Here is a 19,730-nt window from a genome sequence, read left to right as displayed (position 1 = left end):
GGGTAATTGACGCAGAGCGCCCCTCTCTCACGCGAACAGTAATTGCCCGCATGACTTGTACAATGATCAGGCCCTTCCTGTCGGTCCTGTCACCGTCACCCTCCCGCCCATAGGGGCGGTGACTTGTAAGTCCCCAAGCGCGCTTTCAAGTGCACGTTCTTAACCGGGTTTTCATATTCATAGACTTGCGTCGCCATACCAGACATCGGGTCCAACCCGTCTGCCAACGCGCGCACGATGGACCGCGCGACCTGTGGTGCAGCACCGCTCGTCCCGATCAGGATCGACCGCGCTCCGGAATAGACACCTTGTGCGACAGTTCCCGGCAGCACCGGACTTCTGTCAGACACCCCACAGATATCGACGTGCTGGCCCCAAGTTTCAGGGGCTGGGTCATCTGTGTTCAGCAGGCCACCGGCAGACGAGTAAGGTGCAGGTTGTCCGGTGCTTTGAATGTAACCCGCAACACGTGTCACCAAATCAGCGTTGGCCACCCCGTTCATGCTGCCGAACCCTCGCACGAGGCTCAGGGGTTGCTTATATTCGGGTAAAGCCGACTTCTGAGTCGGCGCTTTGTCCAATTCCACCAGATAACTTTGTCGCCCGCCGGTCCGTAGCTCTGACGGGTCGTCATCGCGCTGCGCCCATATGTTGATATAATCACCATCAGGCAAGCGATCTGCCGCAGTAGTCCTTTTCAGCGTGAGCGTCCAACGCCCCGAGGTGGCCCAGCGCGGAGGATCATCATTTGGCATCTTGAGCGGCATACTGGGGGCCAAGGCAACCATCGCCCTCCAGCGCGTTCCGCGATTTTTATCGACTGACAATTGCCCCACCGCCGCGCCACCCACGCGAAGATTCACGAAATTTCGTGGATCTCCACGAGGGAAGCGCGGGGCACCCCGCAAAGCCAGGGAAGGCGTAGCGTCAAAAGAGACACCACGTGGCGGGGTAACTTCAAATGTGTAGCCGTCGGGATCCAGCCCTTCCGGCAGCCACATTTCTACATAGCTGGAGGTGCGGTCGTCAGGTTGCACCTGCCAGCCAATGCTGATTTCGTCGTTTACGAATTCACTCTCTTGGAAATTCGCGTGCATTTTGTCGAGATAGGTGTTGCCGCTTGGCATGACCAGATAGGTGGGTGCAAGCGTGCGTCTGGACTCGAGAAGTTCCTGTATTGCGGTGTCCATCTCGGATTGCCCGTCATGACGGCCGCCAGACCAGCCATAGGAGAAATTCACGACCAATGGCAGCTCTGCACTCCCGTGCGCTTCGGCGATACGCTTGGCTCGCTCGAATACGTAGTGCAGCGCCGAGAGCATATACATTTCTTTGCCGAAGCCCGAAGTGTCCCATGCAATCGTATTTGGCAGCTGCACCGCAATGATTTCGATATCATCCTGCGAAGGCTCTTGGGTCTTTCCAAGTGTTTTTCCAGCGGCTGTCGACAGGATATGCGCGCCGTGGGTGGTCTCTCGCAGCAAGTAGTTACCCATCTCGGGCAGGTCTGCGTCGATGGCCCCCGCCGCGTAGTAGATCGCCTTCTCGTCGCGACCATGCTCCGTCCGCAGAGCGTCAATCTCGCCATTACTCAACTCGCGCCCGAAAGGAACCGCCCCTGGCCCGGGGCTGCGCGCCGATTGCAGCCAGCAATTGCTGATCCGCGTTTTGCCCGCACTGTTAAGATAGGTCCGGTTGGCAAAAGGTATCCCATCGTCAATGACAGCTATAATCGCCTTTGGCGCTGTAACTTGCGGAGCGAAGTCGCCCACGGGGCCAGCGGGATCATAGTCTTGCGTCCAAGTCGCCGGATTGATCGGAAAATTGATGCGATAGCGGGGGCGCGGGCGATTGTCGGAACTCGCATCAAAGTTGTCTATGTTTTGGTCGAGCAGCTCAAGCAGCATGTCGATCCAGTCTTCGATGCTCGTGGACGCAGGCTCTTCCTCTGCGGCGGGGTCATAAAAGCAGAACGGACGAACACTAAGCCCCTGCCCGTCATTCCAAAGTGGCGGATAGCGGATATCGACCCGCTCCACCGGCGCGCCCGGTTCGGCGCGGAACTTAACGGTGGAGACATCTGGCAAGGCCGTCTGGCTGTCCATAAGTGCCGCGAAATAGCGCGAACTCCAGTTCCGGATTGCCGGAAAACTGAAAGGGCGGCCTAGATTCTTGCCGAAGACCCAGCGCTCGTAAGGGCCGGTATATTGCCTGACACGGCGCGCCATCTAGACCATCGCCCCTTCATCTCCGGTGTGGGCTTCTTTCAGCGCTTTCTTCCAAAGCCAATTAAACAGTTCCGATTGCGAAGATTGCACACCTGCGCCAATCTGGATGCCATAGTCCGTGCTGACAGGGTCACCCGCAACCAGCCGATCGAATTCGTGGCCGAAAAAGTCGGTATTGTTGGGCGTGTAGGTAATTGACTTAGCGCTCTGCGTCGCACCGCAGCGCCCTAAAATCGCCCCTCCGACGGCTTGGCCCAGTGATGCGCCCGCCCAGCTATCCATCGGATAATGCACACCCGCCACCGTACGGTTGACGGCAATGCGGTTGGCAAGCTGTTGAAGCAATGCGCGGCGGTCGGTGCTATCCGCGTAGCTTTGCCACGCATCCATAAGGCCCAACATGACAGTCGCAACGCCGTAAGCTTCAGTCGCGTGTGCCGACGGGAAACTACCGTGCCCTGGTGTCGCGATCATTGGCATAATGCGCGTGTCCACCTGATCCGGGCGTCGGATCGCCAGCGCATATTTTGCCATCATGGCCATGTGCGCGCACATCAATTGCGTGACCGTGATCAATTCCAGAGTATAGCGGTTATGGGCCGGATGCAGCGCCAAGATCATGGCGAAATACTCTGTTGGGAAGCCAAGCTGGCTGGTAATTTCCGCCGCGCGGTCCGCTCTCAAATCCGCATATTCGCGTACAAATTTGGCCTGTTGCGACATCAATTCGGCAGATGGGCGGTTGATCGCGACCAAATCCGCCCCCTCAAAACTGAGCGACACCTGGTTACCGGCGACGGTGCTATCAACATCTTTGATAAAGTCCGTAAGGTAGAGAGACCCACGCACCCAATCCGCAGAGCGCGCGAGGTTTGCGGTCGAATTCTCCGGCAATTGCGTCGGGACCGGAGCCGGACCGTCACCGGCAACATGCTCAATACCTTCGGCCGCTGTTTGCAAGCCAACGGTAAGGGCGGGATCGTAGGGACCGACCGCTCCTGCGGTAAAGAAATCACCAAGACCTGTGCCCCCGATTCCCCCTGCGCCGCCAAAGCCACCAAAACCTCCGAAGCCACCGAAACCACCGAAACCACCATTTTGCGCCATATGTCCTATTCCTTATCTAAATACACCTACCGTACACCCGCTGCCGATAGTGCGGTCACCACGCGTTTTCCGGCTCGATGCTGAGCTGCCGGGTGCTGCCTCGCATATTCTTCAACCCTGAAGTCAGGTGCCCGGCGAGTCAAATCTTGGGCAGCGATACGAGCGTCGTCCCCTCGGCCCAGAAAATGCAGCGCTGTAATTTTGGTTCGCAGCGTCGAAAGGTGCCGGTCATTAAAGGCAAGCGAACGATCCGCAAGTTCCAAGGCGCGACTGTAGTTCTCTGCCGCCAAATAGGCTGTGCTGGACAGGCTATCGTAGTAATAGCCAAATGGATCAATTGGCGACAAATTGCGCGCCTGCTCGGCAGCAGCAATCGCAGCGGGCCCCTCGTCCTGAAACGCCAGCAGCGCACCGCGCAAGAGCCAAGAGAGGCTTTCATTCGGATTGATGTCGATCGCCGTGTCGTAGCGCTGGCTGGCCACGTCCATTCGCTGCATCAAGTTGTTATGCGCAAAACCGTCGATCACTAGTGAGAACGAACTGTCCGGGTTAATGTCCAATGCCCGTGACGACGCATCCAGCGCCTTCTGGGTGTCACCGCTTCTGTCAGTGGTCCATCCGTTAAACACGCTCAGCACATACCACTTGGCAAGCCATGCGTGGGTCTCCGCCACCATCGGCGCACGTATCACAGCCTCTTCGAGCAAGGTTCGGGACTTGGCGAAATCCCGGAATGTCGGGCGATGCATCAGTGATACGCCGCCAATGACAAGGTGGTGGTCCTCTAGTTCTGGCACGGGCCTGTCGTTCACATAAGCAATGGCCTCGTCGGCGATGGTCCGGCCGATCGCACGCACGACCCCATCCAGCCCTGTCGTAATTTCATCCCAAAACTTCGATTGCGGCCCCGCAATCTGACGGGTCCACATAATGTTGCCGTCACGCGCATCCACGAAATCCATGTCCACAACGATACGCCCGCCCATATCGCGGATCGAGCCGGTGACGAAATAGTCGACATCCAACTCCCGACGGACATCAAGCGTGTCGGTGGTGCGCGTCGCCAATGCGCGACTTGATAAATGCGAGATGACGGAAAGCAGATTGGAGCGTGATAATGACCGGCAAACCTCCTCAGCCAACCAATCACCAAGCACATTCAGATCTTCGCCGCCCATTATCCGTTGAAATGGCAGCGCTGTGATTCGTGGCAGCGGGCGCCCCAACTCAGTGCGCGGCGTCGTGCGATAGAGCGCCGCGATCTGGTTTACATCAGCCCGCATGGACGCAACCCACTCCTCAAAGCCGCGATCGCGAATTCCGATACCTTCCATGAACGCCCCTGTGCCGGGCGCGCCGAGGAAGTTGACCAATGACAGGTCCAACTCAACGTCGCTGTTCGTGCATTTGATAAAGTGGTCGAAATCCGCCCCCAGAAGGCTGCGCAAATCGGACAGGGCACGGCGCAAGTTCTGACGCCCCCCGTCATAGCAGGACGAGCCCCACAAGGTACGCTGAAGGTAGGACCGCGTGCGGCGTCCAAGAGGTGCCGTCGCCAAAAGCGCGAACAGCGCCCTGTGCTTGGCACCCTTCACTTCGACTCCCTCCGCGCCGTCCACACGCACAACGCATGAACCGAACAACGATATGTTAAGCTTTTTGGCCACGATGTTCTCACTGCCTTCCCTAGGGGTAAGCTTAACAAGTTAATGCAAGTGGCACCAAGACCTTCACACTTTTTTCACATGTGGCAGCCTCGTTGCGTTGATAGCCTGTTATCAATAAATATTTTTTGTTCACCGGAGCTACAAATGATGCCGCTTAAGAAGGGGCCTGAACCAATCACCGATTTGCTCGACTTTTATGACCGCTGGCCGTCACTACGCGGCTCGATGCACGCGTTGAGTGAGGACAGCGCGCTAAGCGAGGATGCGCGCGAAACGCTTTCTTGGTTGATCTTGTTGGCGGATCGCGTAGGTCCCGCAGACCTCAGCGACTGACCTCTCCCCTTGTTGGGTTTCCCGGCGCGGGCTAAGTCTCAGTCATGTCCATTACACTTCTTCGCACCCTCATCGCCGTTGCGGATACCGGCAGCTTTGTTGCAGCCTCGGATCAGGTCCATGTGTCGCAAGCAGCTGTGGGGCAGCAAATGCGACGTTTGGAAGACGTGCTGGGCGCAGCCCTGTTCGACCGTCAGGCCAAGCCACCCAGCCTAACAGCGCTGGCCTTGTCCCTTATTCCCAAGGCGCGCGCGGTCGTGGCTGCCTATGACGCATTGCTCGCCGATGCCGGAAGCGAAAGCACCCTCGTAGGAACACTTACCCTCGGTGCTGTGCCGTCAAGCTTGCACGGGTTGGTTCCAATGGCCCTCAAAAGACTTATGCAAAGCACGCCGCAACTTCAGGTCCGGGTCGTCCCCGGCCTGTCGAGCGATCTGGTCGAAATGGTCGATCGCGGCGCGGTAGATGCAGTGATCACGTCCGCTTTGGACGTCCCGTCGTCCAGCCTGCGCACATACCATATCGCACATGAGCCATTGGTGCTGATCATTGCCCCAGACGGTCCGAAGGGTACTCCGGAAGAATTACTGCGCAGCTTGCCCTATATCCGCCATGCGCGCCGTTCAGCGGCGGGAAAAATCGCTGAAGACTGGCTCGTTCGCAACCGCATCAACGTGCAGAGCAGCATGGAGTTGGAATCGCTTGAAACCGTGGCCAGTGTGGTTGCCCACGGGCTTGGGGTGTCGGTTGTTCCCCATATTTGCGTGCCCGATCCTGTTTTCGCAGGGCTACGGCGCGTGTCGCTCGAGGCCCCGGGCCGAAACCTGTGCCTGCTGACGCGCGCCGATTGCCCGAAAGCTCCCTTGATAGAACGGCTTGTGCAGGAAATCCTCGAGGCCGTTCGCATATGTAAAGTTTCTCTTAACCAAAACTAAAGAGCTTATGATTTGACCATCGCAATTCTTTAGGTCAAATCCAGATACAACAGGATCAAAGGGAGCCGACACATGTCAGTCGATAACGTCATCATCGACGGCTTTGTGAATAACAAAGTCGAGTTCATTACCACCGTGCCATGCAAACAATTGGGCGGCGTCATTGACGCCGCCGAAAAGCATCCGGACATCTACCACATCCCGTCCAACAAAGAGGACGAAGGCATGGGGCTCTGCGCCGGAGCCTTTATGGGCGGCAAACGCTCCGCGATCATCATGCAAAACACCGCCATCGGGGTGACAATCAATACGCTGGTCACGCTAACCCAATATTACCGCATGCCGCTGCCGATGCTGATATCCTACCGCGGCGAGCTGGGTGAACCGGTTGCCTGCCAAGCCGAGATGGCCGTCCATACAAAAGCCCTGCTCGCACAGATCAACATCCCGACCTACCATTTCCACAAACAATCGGATGCGGACGAGTTCGACAAGATCCTGAAATATACTTTCATGTGCAACAAGCCGGTCGCCATCCTGACAGATGCGTCCTTCTGGGGAGGCTACTAATATGATCCGTTCCGACATTATCAAAGAACTGGCCTCGACCATCAAAGACACGCTGACCGTGTGCAACATCGGCTTGCCGAGCCAGGAAATGCACATGATCGACGACCAGCCGTCCAACTTCTACATGCTGGGCACTATGGGCTTGGCCTCCTCCATTGGCCTTGGCCTCGCTTTGGCGCAGAAATCCAAAGTTCTGGTCATCGACGGCGACGGCTCAGTGCTGACCAACATGGGCACCCTGCCAACAATCGCGAACAACGTAGCCGACAACTACGTTTTGTTGATCATCGACAACGGTTCTTACGGTTCTACAGGCGACCAGCCGACCTATGCGGGCAAGCTGACGTCATTAACGAAAGTCGCCGAAGCCTGCGGGTGCAAGAACGTGATCGAGTGCAAAGCCGAAGACACTGTTCAAGTGGTCAAGGACGCGCTGGCGGGCGACAAAATGACCGTGATCGTGTCAAAATGCGAAAGCGGTAATATCAAGGTTCCGGTGATCACCATGGACCCCGTCGTAATCCGTGACCGCTTTATGAAAACGGTCGCGGCACAGAACGCATAACCGCTGCATCATTGCTTCAAAAATACCTCGGAGGGGTCTGGGGAGGCAGCGCCTCCCCGGCGTGGCGACGCGGCAAAGCCGCGGCGCAAACTCTCTCAGGAAAAGTCCTCAAACGCTTTCAGCGCCTTCGACGAATACGCATAGGACGGTCCGCCGCCCATATAAGTTGCCATCGCCAGTGCCTCGACCAGCTCGTCACGGGTAATCCCCAGCCGGATCAGCGATTTCACATGAAACCCGATGCAGCTGTCACAGCGCGTTGCAATGGCAATACCAAGCGCCATAAGCTCCTTGGTTTTCTCGTCCAGAGCGCCAGACTTTTTGGCAAAAGTCCCCATCGTGTTGAAGGCTTTCGCGGTCTCCGGCATCTCTTTGGCCAAGACGCCGATATTCTCGACAGTCTCATCCATAAACTTCGTCCAATCCATCTCTCTCATCCTCTTTCATCCGATCCCATTTTACGCTCCAACCACCGCACACCCGCGCTGATGATCAGCACCAGCACAAGGTATTCGACGATCAGCAGCGTGTAGATTTCCAGTGGCCTGTATTCCGTCACCACCAGCTCATTCGCGCGACGCGTCAGTTCCTGCATCCCGATGACAGAGGCGAATGCCGACATCTTCACAATGTAGATAAATTGGTTCGCCAAAGGTGGCAGGATGCGCCGGATTGCTTGCGGCAAAACCACATAGCGCATGGTCTGAAAATAGTTGAGGCCTACAGTCTTCGCGGCTTCCGCCTGCCCTTTGGCGATGCTTTGTATCCCCGCGCGGTATATCTCTGCCGTGAACGCACTGTCCGACAGCGCCAGCGTAATAATCGCCCCCCAGAACGGATCGATCTGGATGCTCAACCCCATGGATTTGAACACAATCGGCAGGCCGTAGAAGACCCAAAACAACATAGGCAACAGCGGGATCGCACGGACAATTTCGACATAGAAGCGATTTATCGCTCGGATGCCGCGCCGCTCTGACAAGCCGGGCAAGGCCACGAGCAACCCCAAGACAATGGAAATGGACGCCGCGATCACCGACAGAAGGATGGTTGCCCCCATGCCGTTCACCAAGAACGTGATGTTGGTCCAGCCCGAAGCCGTCATCGGGTTGACGACATACCACCCCCAAATGTCGGATGATCCGCAACCAGATAGCGCCAAGAGCGCAGCAAGCGATAAAACTATCCGCATCTCAGTGCTGCAAGATCTGTTTGAGAAACGTTTGGGTGCGCTCGGATTTCGGGGCGTTGAAGAAGTCTTCCGGCGTGCCAGTTTCCACGATCTCACCTTCATCCATGAAGACCATCTGGTCGGCTACTTTGCGCGCAAACCCCATCTCATGTGTCACCACGACCATGGTCATCCCCTCCTCAGCCAGCTCCACAATAACGTCGAGCACTTCAGAGATCATTTCGGGGTCCAGCGCAGAGGTCGGCTCGTCGAACAGCATCACCTTCGGCTCCATGCACAGGCTGCGGGCAATCGCCACGCGCTGTTGCTGACCACCCGAAAGCTGGCTTGGGCGTTTGAGGGCCTGTTCAGGAATACGCACACGCTCAAGGTATTTCATCGCGCGCTCTTCAGCATCCTTGCGCGTCATGCCGCGGGCCTTCATCGGACCCAGTACAAGGTTTTCCATGACACTCAGATGCGGGAACAAATTGAACTGTTGGAACACCATGCCGACTTCCGATCGGATCGCCTCAAGGGCCGCCGCACTGCCGTCTTGCACCACACCACCGATCTTGATCACGCCCTTTTGATGCGCCTCCAACCGGTTGATGCAGCGCACCACCGTGGATTTTCCCGATCCGGACGGTCCACAGATCACCACCCGGTCACCCGGTTTCACGTTTAGATTAATGCCTTTGAGAACCTGGAAGTCGCCAAACCACTTGTCCACATCGATCATTTCGATCGCGTCTTGTGTCACACTCGCGCCCTTCCGGCCTTGTCATCTATCACCTTGAGGTTATGTGGCAAGTGACCGAAACTTCAAGTCACGATCACCCGTGATCTTGCAGATGTAATGACAAGGTCACTTTCCAACACCGGAGAACTTCCTGATATGAAACAATTTGCAAACGCCCTCGCGGCGCTGGCCTTTGGCGCTGTGATGAGCACCGCTGCCGTGGCCCAATCTGCCCTGAACGAAATCCTTGACGGCGGCGTCATGAAAGTCGGCACAACCGGCGACTGGAATCCGATGTCTGTGCGCGACCCCGCGACCAATAGCTACAAAGGCTATGACATCGACATTATGACGGAACTGGCGAAAGACCTCGGCGTCGAGGTTGAGTTCGTTCCTACCGACTGGAAGACACTCGTAAACGGTGTAAGTGCTGGCAGCTACCACATGACCGGCTCCGCCTCGATTTCACCTGCACGCATGAAGGTTGCTGGCTTCTCGGAAAGCTACATCGCAGTTGAAATATTCCCCTTCACTCTGAAGGAAAACGCCGACAAGTTTGACGGCTACGAGAGCATCAACAAACCCGAAGTGACCGTGGCCACCACCCTTGGCACCACGTTCGAGAGCCTCGCCAAAGAATGGTTCCCGAATGCCACGATCAAGGTCGTAGAAGCGCCGGCGCGTGGGTATCAAGAAGTTATCGCGGGCCGTGCGGATGTGTTCATCACGTCCAACATCGAAGGCTCCACCTTGGACGACAAGTTCCCCGTGGTACGTGTGCCGGGCACAGAGCCGCGTGCGCCATCGCCCATCGCGATGTTGCTGCCACAGGCGGATCAAGTCTGGATCAACTATGTCAACAACTGGGTCAAAGTGAAAAAGGCTGGTGGGTTCTTCGACGCCACGGCCAAGAAGTGGGGGCTGTAAAGCCCTTTCCACTGAGCAAGCAGATCAGGCCGCGCGGCATGCGTGGCCTGTTTCATTTGATGAGCATCCCGGCGACTTCGTCCGCGCGCTCCAACGCACCTTCCAGAAAGCCGCCTTGCGTGGCGGCAAATTCTGTCGAGCCGAAGATCAGCTTCCCATCCCAGAGACCGTGCAACGCCGGCGGGCATCCATAGCTTGGGTGCGGACCGTTGAAATCCCAGTCAGGTCGCTTTGCGGTAAACGGCTCTTGCGCCCAATCCTTCAGCACTAGCATTTCCGGCTTTGCCGCTTTCGGACCAAACATACGTTCCAGTTGAACCAACCCCGCCGCGCGAATGGCCTCAGCTTGCCCGTTGCGATGCGCCGCGGGCACGCCAATGAAGCCAAAGATCGCGCCCTTCCCGCTGACGGAGTCCGACGCATCGTGCATCTCGACCATTGGGCCGATCTGACTGATGGCATCGCCAGACAACCCGTCCTCACGCCAAAACGGTGTCGGGTAGGTTGCCACCAATTTGGCCTGTCCCGCCATCCAGCCGGGAATATCACCCAGTGGCTGACGTGCGGCCACCGGCAGCGATGGTGAAAATGCCAGTTCAGCTGCAACACGCGGAGGCAAAGCCAATACAACATGATGGGCCGCGTAATCCGTGCCATCGCTGGTCGTCACAATCACACTGTCTTCGCGGGTGATTGTCTGTACCTTGGTGCTAAGATGAAGGCACGACGCATCCAGTTTCGCCACCAACGCTTTTACTAAAGCGGGCATACCACCGGAAATCCGGTAGGTGCCGGCCATGGAGGCGAACCCCTGCCCGCGCTGTATCGCCGAGTGATCTTCGTAGAGCGCATCGCCAGTGCTCCATTGCTCGAACACCCCAACCCCCAGCTTTTTTGCCAAGACCGCCATACGCGAGTGACCGGGCCAGAACCATGAGGGGCCGAGGTCCACGCCATCTACGCCGTCAATGCGTCCACCGAAGCGCTCACGTGCTTCGAACAGGCGATAAGACAACCCGCGCGATTGGGCGATGCGTGCGAGGGCCAGCCCAGATAGACCACCGCCTACGATAGCAAGGTCAAGCGCCATGAAACCGCGACAAATCGAGGCCGCGCCAACTGCCGAAACACTCCTCGGAGCGCAAACCTTCCACGGGCGTCGGTTGGTAACCTCCGGTGAAGTAAGCGAACGCCATCTCGGCTGCACGAGCGGTTCGGAAATCGGTCACGCTGTCGCCGACATAGAGGCATTCCTCAACCGTGAGACCCAAAGCAACCGCAGTATGGACCAAGGGCAACGGGTCGGGCTTTTTGGCAAGTGTGCTGTCACCGCCGGTGATCACAGTGAAATTACGCGTGAGGTCCAACTGATCACATAAGTCACGCGCCGGAGTTTCCGGCTTGTTGGTGCACAGCGCCATGGGGAGGTCGATTGCGTCCAATGTCTCGCGCACCCCGTCAAACAAGCGGGTCAGCGTAGTCAGGTCTTTGGCATAAGCGCAGTTCATCTCGGCATAGTGCGGCGTCAGATCATCAGGCACGCCACCCGTCGCGCGCATGCAGCGCTCTACCAGCTTCTCGATGCCGTTGCCGATAAATCCGATCACCTGATCTAACGTTACCGGATCCCGACCGGCATGGGCCAGCATCACGTTTGCTGCGGCGTGGATGTCTGGCGCGGAGTGAACCAGTGTTCCGTCGAGATCAAAGATAATGGCCTTCATGCGAATCCGATCTGTGTTTTCATGGCACGGGTGCGGTCGGAGGCTAGCTCGAACGCCTCGACCGCGTCTTTCATCGGCAAGGTCTGGGTGATGTATGGCTTCACGTCAATCAGCCCTTTTTGCATGAGGGAGACGCCGGTGAAGAACTCCTCGTGGAAACGGAAGGAGCCACTCAGGTTCAGCTCTTTCGCAGTGATTGCCATCATCGGTAAAGACATGTCCCCGCTTAGGCCAAGCTGTACGATCGTGCCACCCGGACGCATGGCGTGGATGCCTGCGGTCAGGGCAGAGACCGCGCCGGAGCATTCAAACTGCACATCGACCAGTCCCTTTTCGGACATGTAAGGCTGCAAGGGTTTGTCGACCTTGGTAATGTTGAAGGTGACGTCTGCGCCAGCCTCGCGCGCTTTCTCAAGCGTGAAGTCGGACATGTCGGTCGCAACGATATGATCCGCTCCAGCCCGCCGCGCGGCAAGGATGCAAAGCACCCCGATGGGGCCGCAACCAGTGACAAGGACCGTTTTGCCAAGCAGCGGGCCCGCTTGGCGCACCGCGTGCAGACACACGGCAAGCGGTTCGGCCATTGCCGCCTCGCCAGCCGTCAGCCCGTCGGCCACAGCGCATTGAGCAGCATTTGCGTTCAACACCTGACTGAACGCGCCCTGGATATGAGGGAACGGCATGGCGGAGCCATAAAAGCGCATGTTCAAGCATTGGTTCGGCTGGCCCGACAGGCAGAACTTGCACTTCGCGCAGGGCCGCGACGGGGAGACAGCGACCAGTTGGCCGACTTTCAACGCCGTGACACCTTCACCCAATGCGGTGACGTGACCCGAAACTTCGTGACCCAATATCATCGGTTCGCGTAGCTTCACCGCGCCAAACCCACCATTTTGGTAATAGTGAAGATCCGAGCCACAAATGCCGCCCGCGGCCATAGTGATTTGCACTTCGCCTGCTGCAGGGGGCGTAATGGGATGATCCTCTATGCGAAGATCGCGCGGAGCGTGGATGACGATGGATTTCATAGCTTGCGCCTTTCCGGTCGGGAAATGTTAGCGCAAGCTATGCCTGTTTATGGAAGGCTTCCAGCCTAATTCGTGATGATCTCCGGCCCCATCATAAGTGTCGGGAGCCATGTCGAGATGAACGGCACGTAGGTGACGATAATCAGGAACACAAACAACACGGCCAGGAACGGCAGCGCCGCACGGACAACTGCCATCATCGGCATACCCGCCACGCCCGAGGTCACGAAGAGGTTGAGACCTACTGGTGGCGTGATCATCCCGATCTCCATGTTCACCACCATGATGATGCCCAGATGAATCGGGTCGATACCAAGCTCGATCGCAATCGGGAACACCAGCGGGGCCACAATCACGATCAGTCCCGAAGGCTCCATGAATTGCCCGCCGATGAGCAGAATGATGTTGACCATCACAAGGAACATCACCGGCCCCAGACCCGCCGCCAGCATCGCATCCGCGATGTGCTGCGGGATTTGTTCATCGGTCAGCACATGCTTGAGGATCAGCGCGTTGGCGATGATGAACATGAGCATCACCGTTAGCTTGCCCGCATCGAACAGCGTCGCGAAGGTATCGCGGTGGAAGAACGCTGTGACGATAGACAGAGGCCGCTGGAACACAGTCAGGTTGCGCTGGCCGTCCGGAGTATGAAGCGGCCCCATGTCACGGTAGATGAACGTCGCCACGAAGAATGCGTAGACGGAAGCAACGGCCGCAGCCTCTGTCGGGGTGAAGATTGCGCCGGTTAGGCCCGGGATGCCATAGATGCCGACCATAATGATGGCAATAAGCATCAAGCCCCAGAACGCGTCTCGGAAGCTTTCGAAAATCTCGCCCCAACCCTGCCATTCGCCTTTGGGCAGATTCTTGATCCGCGCCATAACGTAGATGGTGATCATCAGCATGGTGCCCGCCAGAAGGCCCGGTATCACGCCCGCAAGGAACATCCGGCCAACCGACACGTCGGTGGCGGAGGCGTAAACCACCATCACGATGGAAGGCGGGATCAGAATTCCCAGCGTACCTGCGTTACAGATTACACCTGCGGCGAAGTCTTTGGTGTAGCCCACCTTGACCATCGCCGCGATGACGATGGAGCCGATGGCGACCACAGTCGCAGGAGACGAGCCTGACAGCGCCGCGAAAATCATACAGGCGAGCACGCCTGCGATGGCCAGACCGCCGCGCAAATGGCCCACACAGGCGATAGAGAAACGGATGATCCGCGCCGCCACCCCACCGGTAGACATGAAGCTGGAGGCCAGAATGAAAAACGGAATGGCCAGCAGGGTATAGTGCCCGGCCATCGCCTGAAACAGCGAGGCCGCGATGGAGGCCAGCGATGTGTCGCTGAACATCAACAAGAACAGCATCGACGACAGGCCCAACGAGACCGCGATCGGCACCCCGATCATCAGCATGCCGATGATCAGTACAAAGAGCAGAATAACATCCATCGGTTTACGTCCCTTTGCTTTGAGCGGCGAGGTCCTCGATGGCCTCCTCCGCTTCATGGCTGACAATCATCGTGTGCTGCGTGCCGCGCAAAACCTTTATGAAGGCTTGCACAAACCGCAGCAGGATCAGAGCGCAGGCGATTGGCAGCATGGTGTAGGGAACAAAGTCGGGCAGCTTGGAATAGCTATCGCCGTCGTTGATCAAATCACCCAGAAAATTCAGAAAGAAGGGCATGGGCACCTGATCGGTTTCCATGAATGCGCGGCTTCGCGTTTCGGTGAAGCCTGTCGGGAACCAGCGCCCCGATGTCACATCCAACCCTGCGAACGGGGCCCAGTAGTCATAGGCCCCCTTCATCAGCAGCACGGCGTAGATCACACAGATCAACGAAGCGAAAATCAGGGCGATTTTCCTCGGGCCAGTCGGTAATACGTTGGTCAGAGCATCGACACCGAGATGGGTATTCTTTTTGATGCCGTAGCTGATGCCCAGCAGGATCATCCAGGCAAACAACATCAACACAAGCTCGAGGCTCCAGATAAGGGAAGCATTGAACACGTAGCGTCGGATCACGTTGACGAAGGTCAAGATCACCATGATGCCAAGCATCAGCGCGAGCGCATTTTCTTCTAGCCGGTCGATAAAGCGGCCAATGCCGCTGGACGCTTCTTGATCGTGTTGCACGTGTGTCCCTCCCCGAAACTGTTGTCTCTATTGTCAGACAGGCCCGACCCGAATGGGCCGCGCCTGTCCGTATCATGTCACGTTAAAGCTCAATGCTTGGCATTGATTTCTTGTGCAGCGGCAATGTTGTCAGCCCCAACATCTGCTTCGAACTGCGACCAAACCGGCTTCATCGCCTCAACCCATGCTGTCCGCTGTTCTGCTGTCAGTTCGCGCACCGAACCACCGGCAGCAAGGATTGCCTGCTTGGCTTCCTCATTCACCTTTGCGGATTCAGAGTTACGGGTCACAGTGACCTCTTCGAGGATCGTCAGGAACTGGTCGCGTACGTCTGCTTCGAGGCTATCAAGCCAGTCGACAGAAGCCACGACCATGTAGTCGATGATGCCGTGGTTGGTTTCGGTGATACCGTCCTGAACTTCAAAGAACTTCTGGCCATAAATGTTGGACCAGGTGTTTTCCTGACCATCTACAACGCCGGTTTGCAGCGCGCCATATACCTCGGCGAATGCCATCGGCTGCGGCGATGCGTCAAGCGCCTCCATCTGGGCGACCAAGACGTCAGATGGCTGAACGCGGAATTTCAGGCCAGCAGCATCGGAAGGCATTTCCAGCGGCTTGTTCGCCGAGATCTGCTTCATGCCGTTGTGCCAGAATTGCAAACCTTGCAAGCCGCGCTTCGCCATAACACTTTTCATGGCTTCGCCAGCTTCCGACGTTTGGAACTCGTCTACTGCCTTAATGTTCTTGAACATGAATGGCAGGTCGAACAGGCGATATTGCTTGGTAAAGCTTTCGAACAGGGACAGCGATGGCGCGCCCAGTTGAACGTCACCCTGCAGGATAGCTTCGAGCACTTGCTCGTCTTTATAGAGCGTGGAGTTCGGGAACACTTCCATGCAAGCCTTACCTTGCATTTCGTCATTCACACGCTGCTCCAGCAGGGATGCTGCGACACCTTTGGGGTGCTTGTCGGTGTTGGTTACGTGGCTGAACTTGATGACCAGTTCGCCTTCGTCACATGCTGCGGCTGCAACGGATGGAACAAGGGTTACTGCAGCGACGCAGGCCGCTTTCAAAAGAGTTGTCATGGTTTCCTCCCAATGGAATTTCAATCGGACGGGCTCCCCCGCCGGATGCTTGGAGCATTGCAAGAAGCCCCCAAGCGGTGCAAGCTGATCATTCAAATCTGTCTTTATTGCTTTATTACAAATACTTACCTGTAGGACCTCATATCCGCACACCTTAAAAATGCGAAATCTCGCACGTTTTTTACTGCCACGACTGCAAAACTTGCGATATTTCGCACAACCATCTGTGGCGAATCGAGGGAATATGGGCAGAGCTCCGCGCATCAAGAAGCTGCACATCTTCGCCGCCACTTACGTGGTCTTGTCACTTGCATTGGTCGCAACGGTCTATCAACTCAGTCTGAAATCCGGGCTTGATCAACTTTCGCGTTCTGGAGCAGTAATCGTAGAGCAGTCAGCCGACCGCTTGATAGCCCAGTTGGAAAGCTACCGAGAGCTTACCGACCTAATGGCGCGCCATCCGCAAATATCAGCACTTCTTGAAGGCCGTTCCACCACGGAGCGCACATCGGAGTTTATGCTGCGGACAGCACTCATCACCGGCACGAAAGAAATTCATGCGCTTGATGCAAACGGCCGGGTACAAGCGTCGTCGATCCTTGAAGATCAGCCCCAGATCATTGGTGCCGACTGGTCGGGTCGCGCTGATGTGGTCGCAGCACGTACTCGCCGGATGGGTGTCTACCATTCTGCCGACGAGAATGGTCAACGCAGCTACTATTTCGCCCGAAGTGTCCTGCGCGATGATAGCTCCCCTCAAGGTTATGTCGTGGTCAAAGTGAACATGGACGAACTGGAGGCGGAGTGGCGAATTGACGAAACGGTGGTGACCTTCTTCGACCCAGCCGGCGTCGGATTTGTGTCTAACCGCTTAGGCCTCGCTCTGCGGCGTGATGAAACGCTTGAACGCGTGGCGCCCGCCACCTTCGACTACCCAGATGGGTTGATTCTACAATTGCCCAGCTACACACCATCGGTCGTTGGTGGGGTGACCGTTTTGAATTTCCCCAAAGGTGGTGAAATGCCGAGCCGTGCGCTGGCGGTTTCGCAAGATGTCCCACTTATAGATATGACAGCCCGCGCGTTCATGGATGCGCAACCAGCCATCAGCCAGGCCCGTTTGCTCGCCTCGTTATCTGCCGCTCTGCTGTCGTTGTTCGGCTTGGGTTTTGCCATTTTCGTGCAAAGCCGGGCCCGACTTGCGGATCAACTGCGTCTGGAAGCGGAGGCAAACACCAAGCTGGAAGCGCGCGTTGCCAAGCGAAATGCGCAGCTTCAAAAGGCACAAGACGATCTTGTTCAAGCGAGCAAACTAACCGCCCTTGGTCAGATGTCAGCTGGCATCAGTCATGAGTTGAACCAACCCATATCAGCAATTCAAAACTACGCTGCAAATGCCAAGAAGCTGATCGAACGCGGCCGCGAACCAGAGGCGAGCGAGAACCTGACGCTGATTTCAGAACAGACCCAGCGTATGGGTCGTATCATTCACAATCTACGCGGCTTTGCGCGGAAGGAGACAGAACCCTTGGAAAAGGTGAACGTCGCCGAGGTGCTAAATGCGTCGCTGGAGTTCGCCTCGCAACGGATTAAAACTGAAGGAGTTACGTTAAACGTAACAACGACACCGGAAGCCTGGGTTGATGCCGGACAAGTTCGTCTGCAACAGGTGATGGTGAATCTGCTTTCAAACGCCGTTGATGCGTTAACCGATTGTGCGCGTAAAGAAATCACGGTTTCACTGAGTAAGAGACGTGATCAAGTGCAACTGGTGATCTCGGACACCGGTCCCGGATTGGCAGATATCGAACGCGCGTTTGAACCATTTTACACCACCAAAGAAATCGGCGCATCCAAAGGACTGGGCCTTGGCCTGTCCATTTCCTATGGAATTATCGGCAGCTTCGGAGGATTGCTTAGTGTCGAAAACCTGACAACAGGCGGAGCGGCATTCACCATAACTCTCCCTGCACTCCCAACACCGGAGGCGAAAAATGACCCCGACATTGCTTCTCATTGAAGACGACTCTGCTTTACGTAAATCGCTGGCTCAAAGCTTTGAGCTGGAAGACATCGCGGTGATCGCGGCCTCTAGCTTTGTGATGGCTAAGTCTCATATCGCGTGCGACTTCGAGGGTGTAATCCTTTCCGATATCCGGATGCCGGGAAGGGATGGGTTCGACGTTCTCAGCTATGCGCGCAAGATTGATCCGGACCTGCCCGTGGTCCTGTTAACTGGTGAAGCGGATGTCCCAATGGCCGTTCGCGCTATGGCGGAAGGAGCCTACGACTTTCGTCAAAAGCCTTGCCCACCGGAACAACTGATTGAAGTCATAAACCGCGCGATGGAACATCGTCATCTCGTCCTGCGGTCGCGCAACATGGAGCGAAAGTTGCAGGCCGGTGACGCCGCAGCGGCAAATTTCCCGGGAACGTCGTCGCCGGTTGAACGACTGCGCGCAGCCTTGCGTCAGGCGGCCAGTCTACCGGTTCATATCTACCTCCACGGCCCCGCCGGAGCAGGTAAAAGACTAGCGGCCCACACAATCCATGCGCTTGCGCCCGATAAGCAGCGGTTTATCTCGCTGTCACTTCGGGACACTGGCGCGGACGCACTAAAGGCGCTCGACCTGACGTCGCAACCCACGGACCTGTCTGTCAAATCGCTTGATGTGGCCAACTCCGCTCAACAGACAGCCTTGTTGGACCTTATGGAGCAGTTCCCGGATTTGCGCGTTATCGCGTCTTCCCCGCATTCCCTTGAGAGGCTACGCGACACGGGCCTCCGCGACGATCTGTTTTATGCGCTCGACATGCTTCAAATCGAAGTTCCCTCGCTTGCGCAAAGGCGAAAAGATCTTGCAGTTATTTTCGAGGCACTGGTCCGACAGACCGTGCGCAGTATGAATGGCGATATGCCCAAAATCCCAGAGAGCCTATATGCGCAGGTGATCGCACGCGACTGGCCTGATAACCTTCCGGAACTCCGCAACTTCGCCCGCAGTTTTGCTCTGGGCTTGAATGTAAAAACTGACGCCAACAGCTGTGCCGAGCTTGGTTTAGCCGAGCAAATGAACGCTTTCGAGAAGCTCGTTCTAACTGACACGTTGCGCCGTTTTGGTGGCAAATCTGCTGCCGTCGCGGATGCGTTGGGGCTTCCGCGAAAGACCCTCTACGACAAACTCGCAAAACACGACCTTCGCGCGAAAGATTTCCGCAGCCCACATTCCTGAACCGACACGACTTTCCGAAGATCCGTTAGCAAATTCCAGTCCAGAAGGTGCATATGGGCAGCGTTGCATCTACATTCCAGTGAGTTAGTATTTCCTCCCCGCTGTTAAAGAAGATGCGATGCACCAATTGGAAGACCGGCTGGCAAGTGACATCGCAAAAGCCTTGATCAATTCATGCGTAGTCGACGGCGACGCGCTTTTCACCTTTAACGCCCAGCAGTTGAGATGAGAGGCGGCGCGATGGGTAAATTCTACCACCGCGCC

The 19,730-nt window shown here is 56.7% G+C and carries 19 protein-coding genes; 7 read left to right on the top strand and 12 right to left on the bottom strand.

Annotated features, from left to right (window positions below; translation table 11 throughout):
• Window positions 1-95: 95 nt before the first annotated feature.
• From BDE40_RS00160 to BDE40_RS00150, 3 genes are read right to left on the bottom strand one after another with little or no spacing between them, the layout of a single operon-like run.
• Window positions 96-2,228, bottom strand: coding sequence for a S8/S53 family peptidase (locus BDE40_RS00160; protein WP_134011710.1), 2,133 nt, complete (start codon window positions 2,226-2,228; stop codon window positions 96-98).
• The gene (locus tag BDE40_RS00155) at window positions 2,229-3,335 is read right to left on the bottom strand and encodes a phosphatase PAP2 family protein (protein ID WP_134011709.1); all 1,107 of its coding nucleotides are present in this window, start codon (window positions 3,333-3,335) and stop codon (window positions 2,229-2,231) included.
• A 26-nt stretch (window positions 3,336-3,361) separates the two neighbouring features.
• A complete protein-coding gene (locus BDE40_RS00150) occupies window positions 3,362-5,002 on the bottom strand; it encodes a hypothetical protein (protein WP_211342386.1) in 1,641 nt (546 codons plus the stop codon).
• A gap of 144 nt (window positions 5,003-5,146) precedes the next feature.
• Here BDE40_RS00150 and BDE40_RS00145 point away from each other — a divergent pair, with 144 nt between their 5' ends.
• The 4 genes from BDE40_RS00145 (at window position 5,147) to comE (ending at window position 7,405) form a co-directional block, all read left to right on the top strand.
• Window positions 5,147-5,335, top strand: coding sequence for a hypothetical protein (locus BDE40_RS00145; RefSeq protein WP_073143047.1), 189 nt, complete (start codon window positions 5,147-5,149; stop codon window positions 5,333-5,335).
• A gap of 44 nt (window positions 5,336-5,379) precedes the next feature.
• Window positions 5,380-6,270: a LysR substrate-binding domain-containing protein gene (locus BDE40_RS00140; RefSeq protein WP_134011705.1), complete on the top strand. Its 891-nt coding sequence runs from the start codon at window positions 5,380-5,382 to the stop codon at window positions 6,268-6,270.
• A 72-nt stretch (window positions 6,271-6,342) separates the two neighbouring features.
• On the top strand, window positions 6,343-6,840 hold the full coding sequence (locus BDE40_RS00135; protein ID WP_134011703.1) for a thiamine pyrophosphate-binding protein: 498 nt from the start codon (window positions 6,343-6,345) through the stop codon (window positions 6,838-6,840).
• A gap of 1 nt (window position 6,841) precedes the next feature.
• On the top strand, window positions 6,842-7,405 hold the full coding sequence (gene comE, locus BDE40_RS00130; RefSeq protein ID WP_134011701.1) for a sulfopyruvate decarboxylase subunit beta: 564 nt from the start codon (window positions 6,842-6,844) through the stop codon (window positions 7,403-7,405).
• 95 nt (window positions 7,406-7,500) lie between these two features.
• On the opposite strand, the gene BDE40_RS00125 is transcribed toward comE, so the two are convergent.
• Genes BDE40_RS00125 through BDE40_RS00115 form a run of 3 tightly spaced genes read right to left on the bottom strand, consistent with a single transcriptional unit; the run spans window position 7,501 to window position 9,339 of the window.
• On the bottom strand, window positions 7,501-7,833 hold the full coding sequence (locus tag BDE40_RS00125) for a carboxymuconolactone decarboxylase family protein (protein ID WP_134011699.1): 333 nt from the start codon (window positions 7,831-7,833) through the stop codon (window positions 7,501-7,503).
• A gap of 5 nt (window positions 7,834-7,838) precedes the next feature.
• The gene (locus BDE40_RS00120; RefSeq protein ID WP_134011698.1) at window positions 7,839-8,597 is read right to left on the bottom strand and encodes an amino acid ABC transporter permease; all 759 of its coding nucleotides are present in this window, start codon (window positions 8,595-8,597) and stop codon (window positions 7,839-7,841) included.
• Window position 8,598: 1 nt separating this feature from the next.
• Window positions 8,599-9,339: an amino acid ABC transporter ATP-binding protein gene (locus BDE40_RS00115; protein ID WP_281275410.1), complete on the bottom strand. Its 741-nt coding sequence runs from the start codon at window positions 9,337-9,339 to the stop codon at window positions 8,599-8,601.
• Between the two features lie 135 nt (window positions 9,340-9,474).
• On the opposite strand from BDE40_RS00115, the gene BDE40_RS00110 reads away from it, so the two are divergent.
• Window positions 9,475-10,245, top strand: a complete 771-nt coding sequence (locus BDE40_RS00110; protein ID WP_134011696.1) for a transporter substrate-binding domain-containing protein — start codon at window positions 9,475-9,477, stop codon at window positions 10,243-10,245.
• Window positions 10,246-10,297: 52 nt separating this feature from the next.
• On the opposite strand, the gene BDE40_RS00105 is transcribed toward BDE40_RS00110, so the two are convergent.
• The 6 genes from BDE40_RS00105 to BDE40_RS00080 all read right to left on the bottom strand — a co-directional run bounded on the left by BDE40_RS00105 (window position 10,298) and on the right by BDE40_RS00080 (window position 16,233).
• The gene (locus BDE40_RS00105; protein WP_134011694.1) at window positions 10,298-11,335 is read right to left on the bottom strand and encodes a flavin monoamine oxidase family protein; all 1,038 of its coding nucleotides are present in this window, start codon (window positions 11,333-11,335) and stop codon (window positions 10,298-10,300) included.
• Complete coding sequence (gene gph, locus BDE40_RS00100) at window positions 11,325-11,969, bottom strand: phosphoglycolate phosphatase (protein ID WP_134011692.1); 645 nt, start codon at window positions 11,967-11,969, stop codon at window positions 11,325-11,327. Before gph ends, BDE40_RS00105 begins: the two co-directional genes overlap by 11 nt.
• A complete protein-coding gene (locus tag BDE40_RS00095) occupies window positions 11,966-12,997 on the bottom strand; it encodes an L-idonate 5-dehydrogenase (protein ID WP_134011690.1) in 1,032 nt (343 codons plus the stop codon). Before BDE40_RS00095 ends, gph begins: the two co-directional genes overlap by 4 nt.
• Before the next feature lie 65 nt (window positions 12,998-13,062).
• Window positions 13,063-14,457 carry a TRAP transporter large permease gene (locus tag BDE40_RS00090; RefSeq protein WP_134011688.1) on the bottom strand — a complete coding sequence of 465 codons (1,395 nt, stop codon included), beginning with the start codon at window positions 14,455-14,457 and terminating at the stop codon, window positions 13,063-13,065.
• Window positions 14,458-14,461: 4 nt separating this feature from the next.
• Window positions 14,462-15,142, bottom strand: a complete 681-nt coding sequence (locus BDE40_RS00085; protein WP_246030315.1) for a TRAP transporter small permease — start codon at window positions 15,140-15,142, stop codon at window positions 14,462-14,464.
• Window positions 15,143-15,231: 89 nt separating this feature from the next.
• Window positions 15,232-16,233, bottom strand: a complete 1,002-nt coding sequence (locus tag BDE40_RS00080; RefSeq protein WP_134011686.1) for a DctP family TRAP transporter solute-binding subunit — start codon at window positions 16,231-16,233, stop codon at window positions 15,232-15,234.
• A 160-nt stretch (window positions 16,234-16,393) separates the two neighbouring features.
• Here BDE40_RS00080 and BDE40_RS00075 point away from each other — a divergent pair, with 160 nt between their 5' ends.
• Together BDE40_RS00075 and BDE40_RS00070 are read left to right on the top strand one after the other, a co-directional pair.
• Window positions 16,394-18,253: an ATP-binding protein gene (locus BDE40_RS00075; RefSeq protein WP_134011684.1), complete on the top strand. Its 1,860-nt coding sequence runs from the start codon at window positions 16,394-16,396 to the stop codon at window positions 18,251-18,253.
• On the top strand, window positions 18,228-19,466 hold the full coding sequence (locus tag BDE40_RS00070) for a sigma-54-dependent transcriptional regulator (RefSeq protein WP_134011682.1): 1,239 nt from the start codon (window positions 18,228-18,230) through the stop codon (window positions 19,464-19,466). The genes BDE40_RS00075 and BDE40_RS00070 overlap by 26 nt, the downstream gene beginning before the upstream one ends.
• The last annotated feature ends 264 nt before the right edge of the window (window positions 19,467-19,730 follow it).

The sequence above is a fragment of the Litoreibacter halocynthiae genome (genome assembly GCF_004365635.1).
GTDB classification, from domain to species: domain Bacteria; phylum Pseudomonadota; class Alphaproteobacteria; order Rhodobacterales; family Rhodobacteraceae; genus Litoreibacter; species Litoreibacter halocynthiae.
This window is presented reverse-complemented; position numbering and strand designations above follow the sequence as displayed.

What these genes read in the sequence shown, in the direction of transcription:
- BDE40_RS00160 (WP_134011710.1), bottom strand. Translation starts at nt 2,228, where the DNA reads ATGGCGCGCCGTGTCAGGCAATATACCGGCCCTTACGAGCGCTGGGTC.
- BDE40_RS00155 (WP_134011709.1), bottom strand. Translation starts at nt 3,335, where the DNA reads ATGGCGCAAAATGGTGGTTTCGGTGGTTTCGGTGGCTTCGGAGGTTTT.
- BDE40_RS00145 (WP_073143047.1), top strand. Translation starts at nt 5,147, where the DNA reads ATGATGCCGCTTAAGAAGGGGCCTGAACCAATCACCGATTTGCTCGAC.
- BDE40_RS00140 (WP_134011705.1), top strand. Translation starts at nt 5,380, where the DNA reads ATGTCCATTACACTTCTTCGCACCCTCATCGCCGTTGCGGATACCGGC.
- BDE40_RS00135 (WP_134011703.1), top strand. Translation starts at nt 6,343, where the DNA reads ATGTCAGTCGATAACGTCATCATCGACGGCTTTGTGAATAACAAAGTC.
- comE (WP_134011701.1), top strand. Translation starts at nt 6,842, where the DNA reads ATGATCCGTTCCGACATTATCAAAGAACTGGCCTCGACCATCAAAGAC.
- BDE40_RS00125 (WP_134011699.1), bottom strand. Translation starts at nt 7,833, where the DNA reads ATGGATTGGACGAAGTTTATGGATGAGACTGTCGAGAATATCGGCGTC.
- BDE40_RS00120 (WP_134011698.1), bottom strand. Translation starts at nt 8,597, where the DNA reads ATGCGGATAGTTTTATCGCTTGCTGCGCTCTTGGCGCTATCTGGTTGC.
- BDE40_RS00110 (WP_134011696.1), top strand. Translation starts at nt 9,475, where the DNA reads ATGAAACAATTTGCAAACGCCCTCGCGGCGCTGGCCTTTGGCGCTGTG.
- BDE40_RS00105 (WP_134011694.1), bottom strand. Translation starts at nt 11,335, where the DNA reads ATGGCGCTTGACCTTGCTATCGTAGGCGGTGGTCTATCTGGGCTGGCC.
- gph (WP_134011692.1), bottom strand. Translation starts at nt 11,969, where the DNA reads ATGAAGGCCATTATCTTTGATCTCGACGGAACACTGGTTCACTCCGCG.
- BDE40_RS00095 (WP_134011690.1), bottom strand. Translation starts at nt 12,997, where the DNA reads ATGAAATCCATCGTCATCCACGCTCCGCGCGATCTTCGCATAGAGGAT.
- BDE40_RS00090 (WP_134011688.1), bottom strand. Translation starts at nt 14,457, where the DNA reads ATGGATGTTATTCTGCTCTTTGTACTGATCATCGGCATGCTGATGATC.
- BDE40_RS00080 (WP_134011686.1), bottom strand. Translation starts at nt 16,233, where the DNA reads ATGACAACTCTTTTGAAAGCGGCCTGCGTCGCTGCAGTAACCCTTGTT.
- BDE40_RS00075 (WP_134011684.1), top strand. Translation starts at nt 16,394, where the DNA reads ATGCGAAATCTCGCACGTTTTTTACTGCCACGACTGCAAAACTTGCGA.
- BDE40_RS00070 (WP_134011682.1), top strand. Translation starts at nt 18,228, where the DNA reads ATGACCCCGACATTGCTTCTCATTGAAGACGACTCTGCTTTACGTAAA.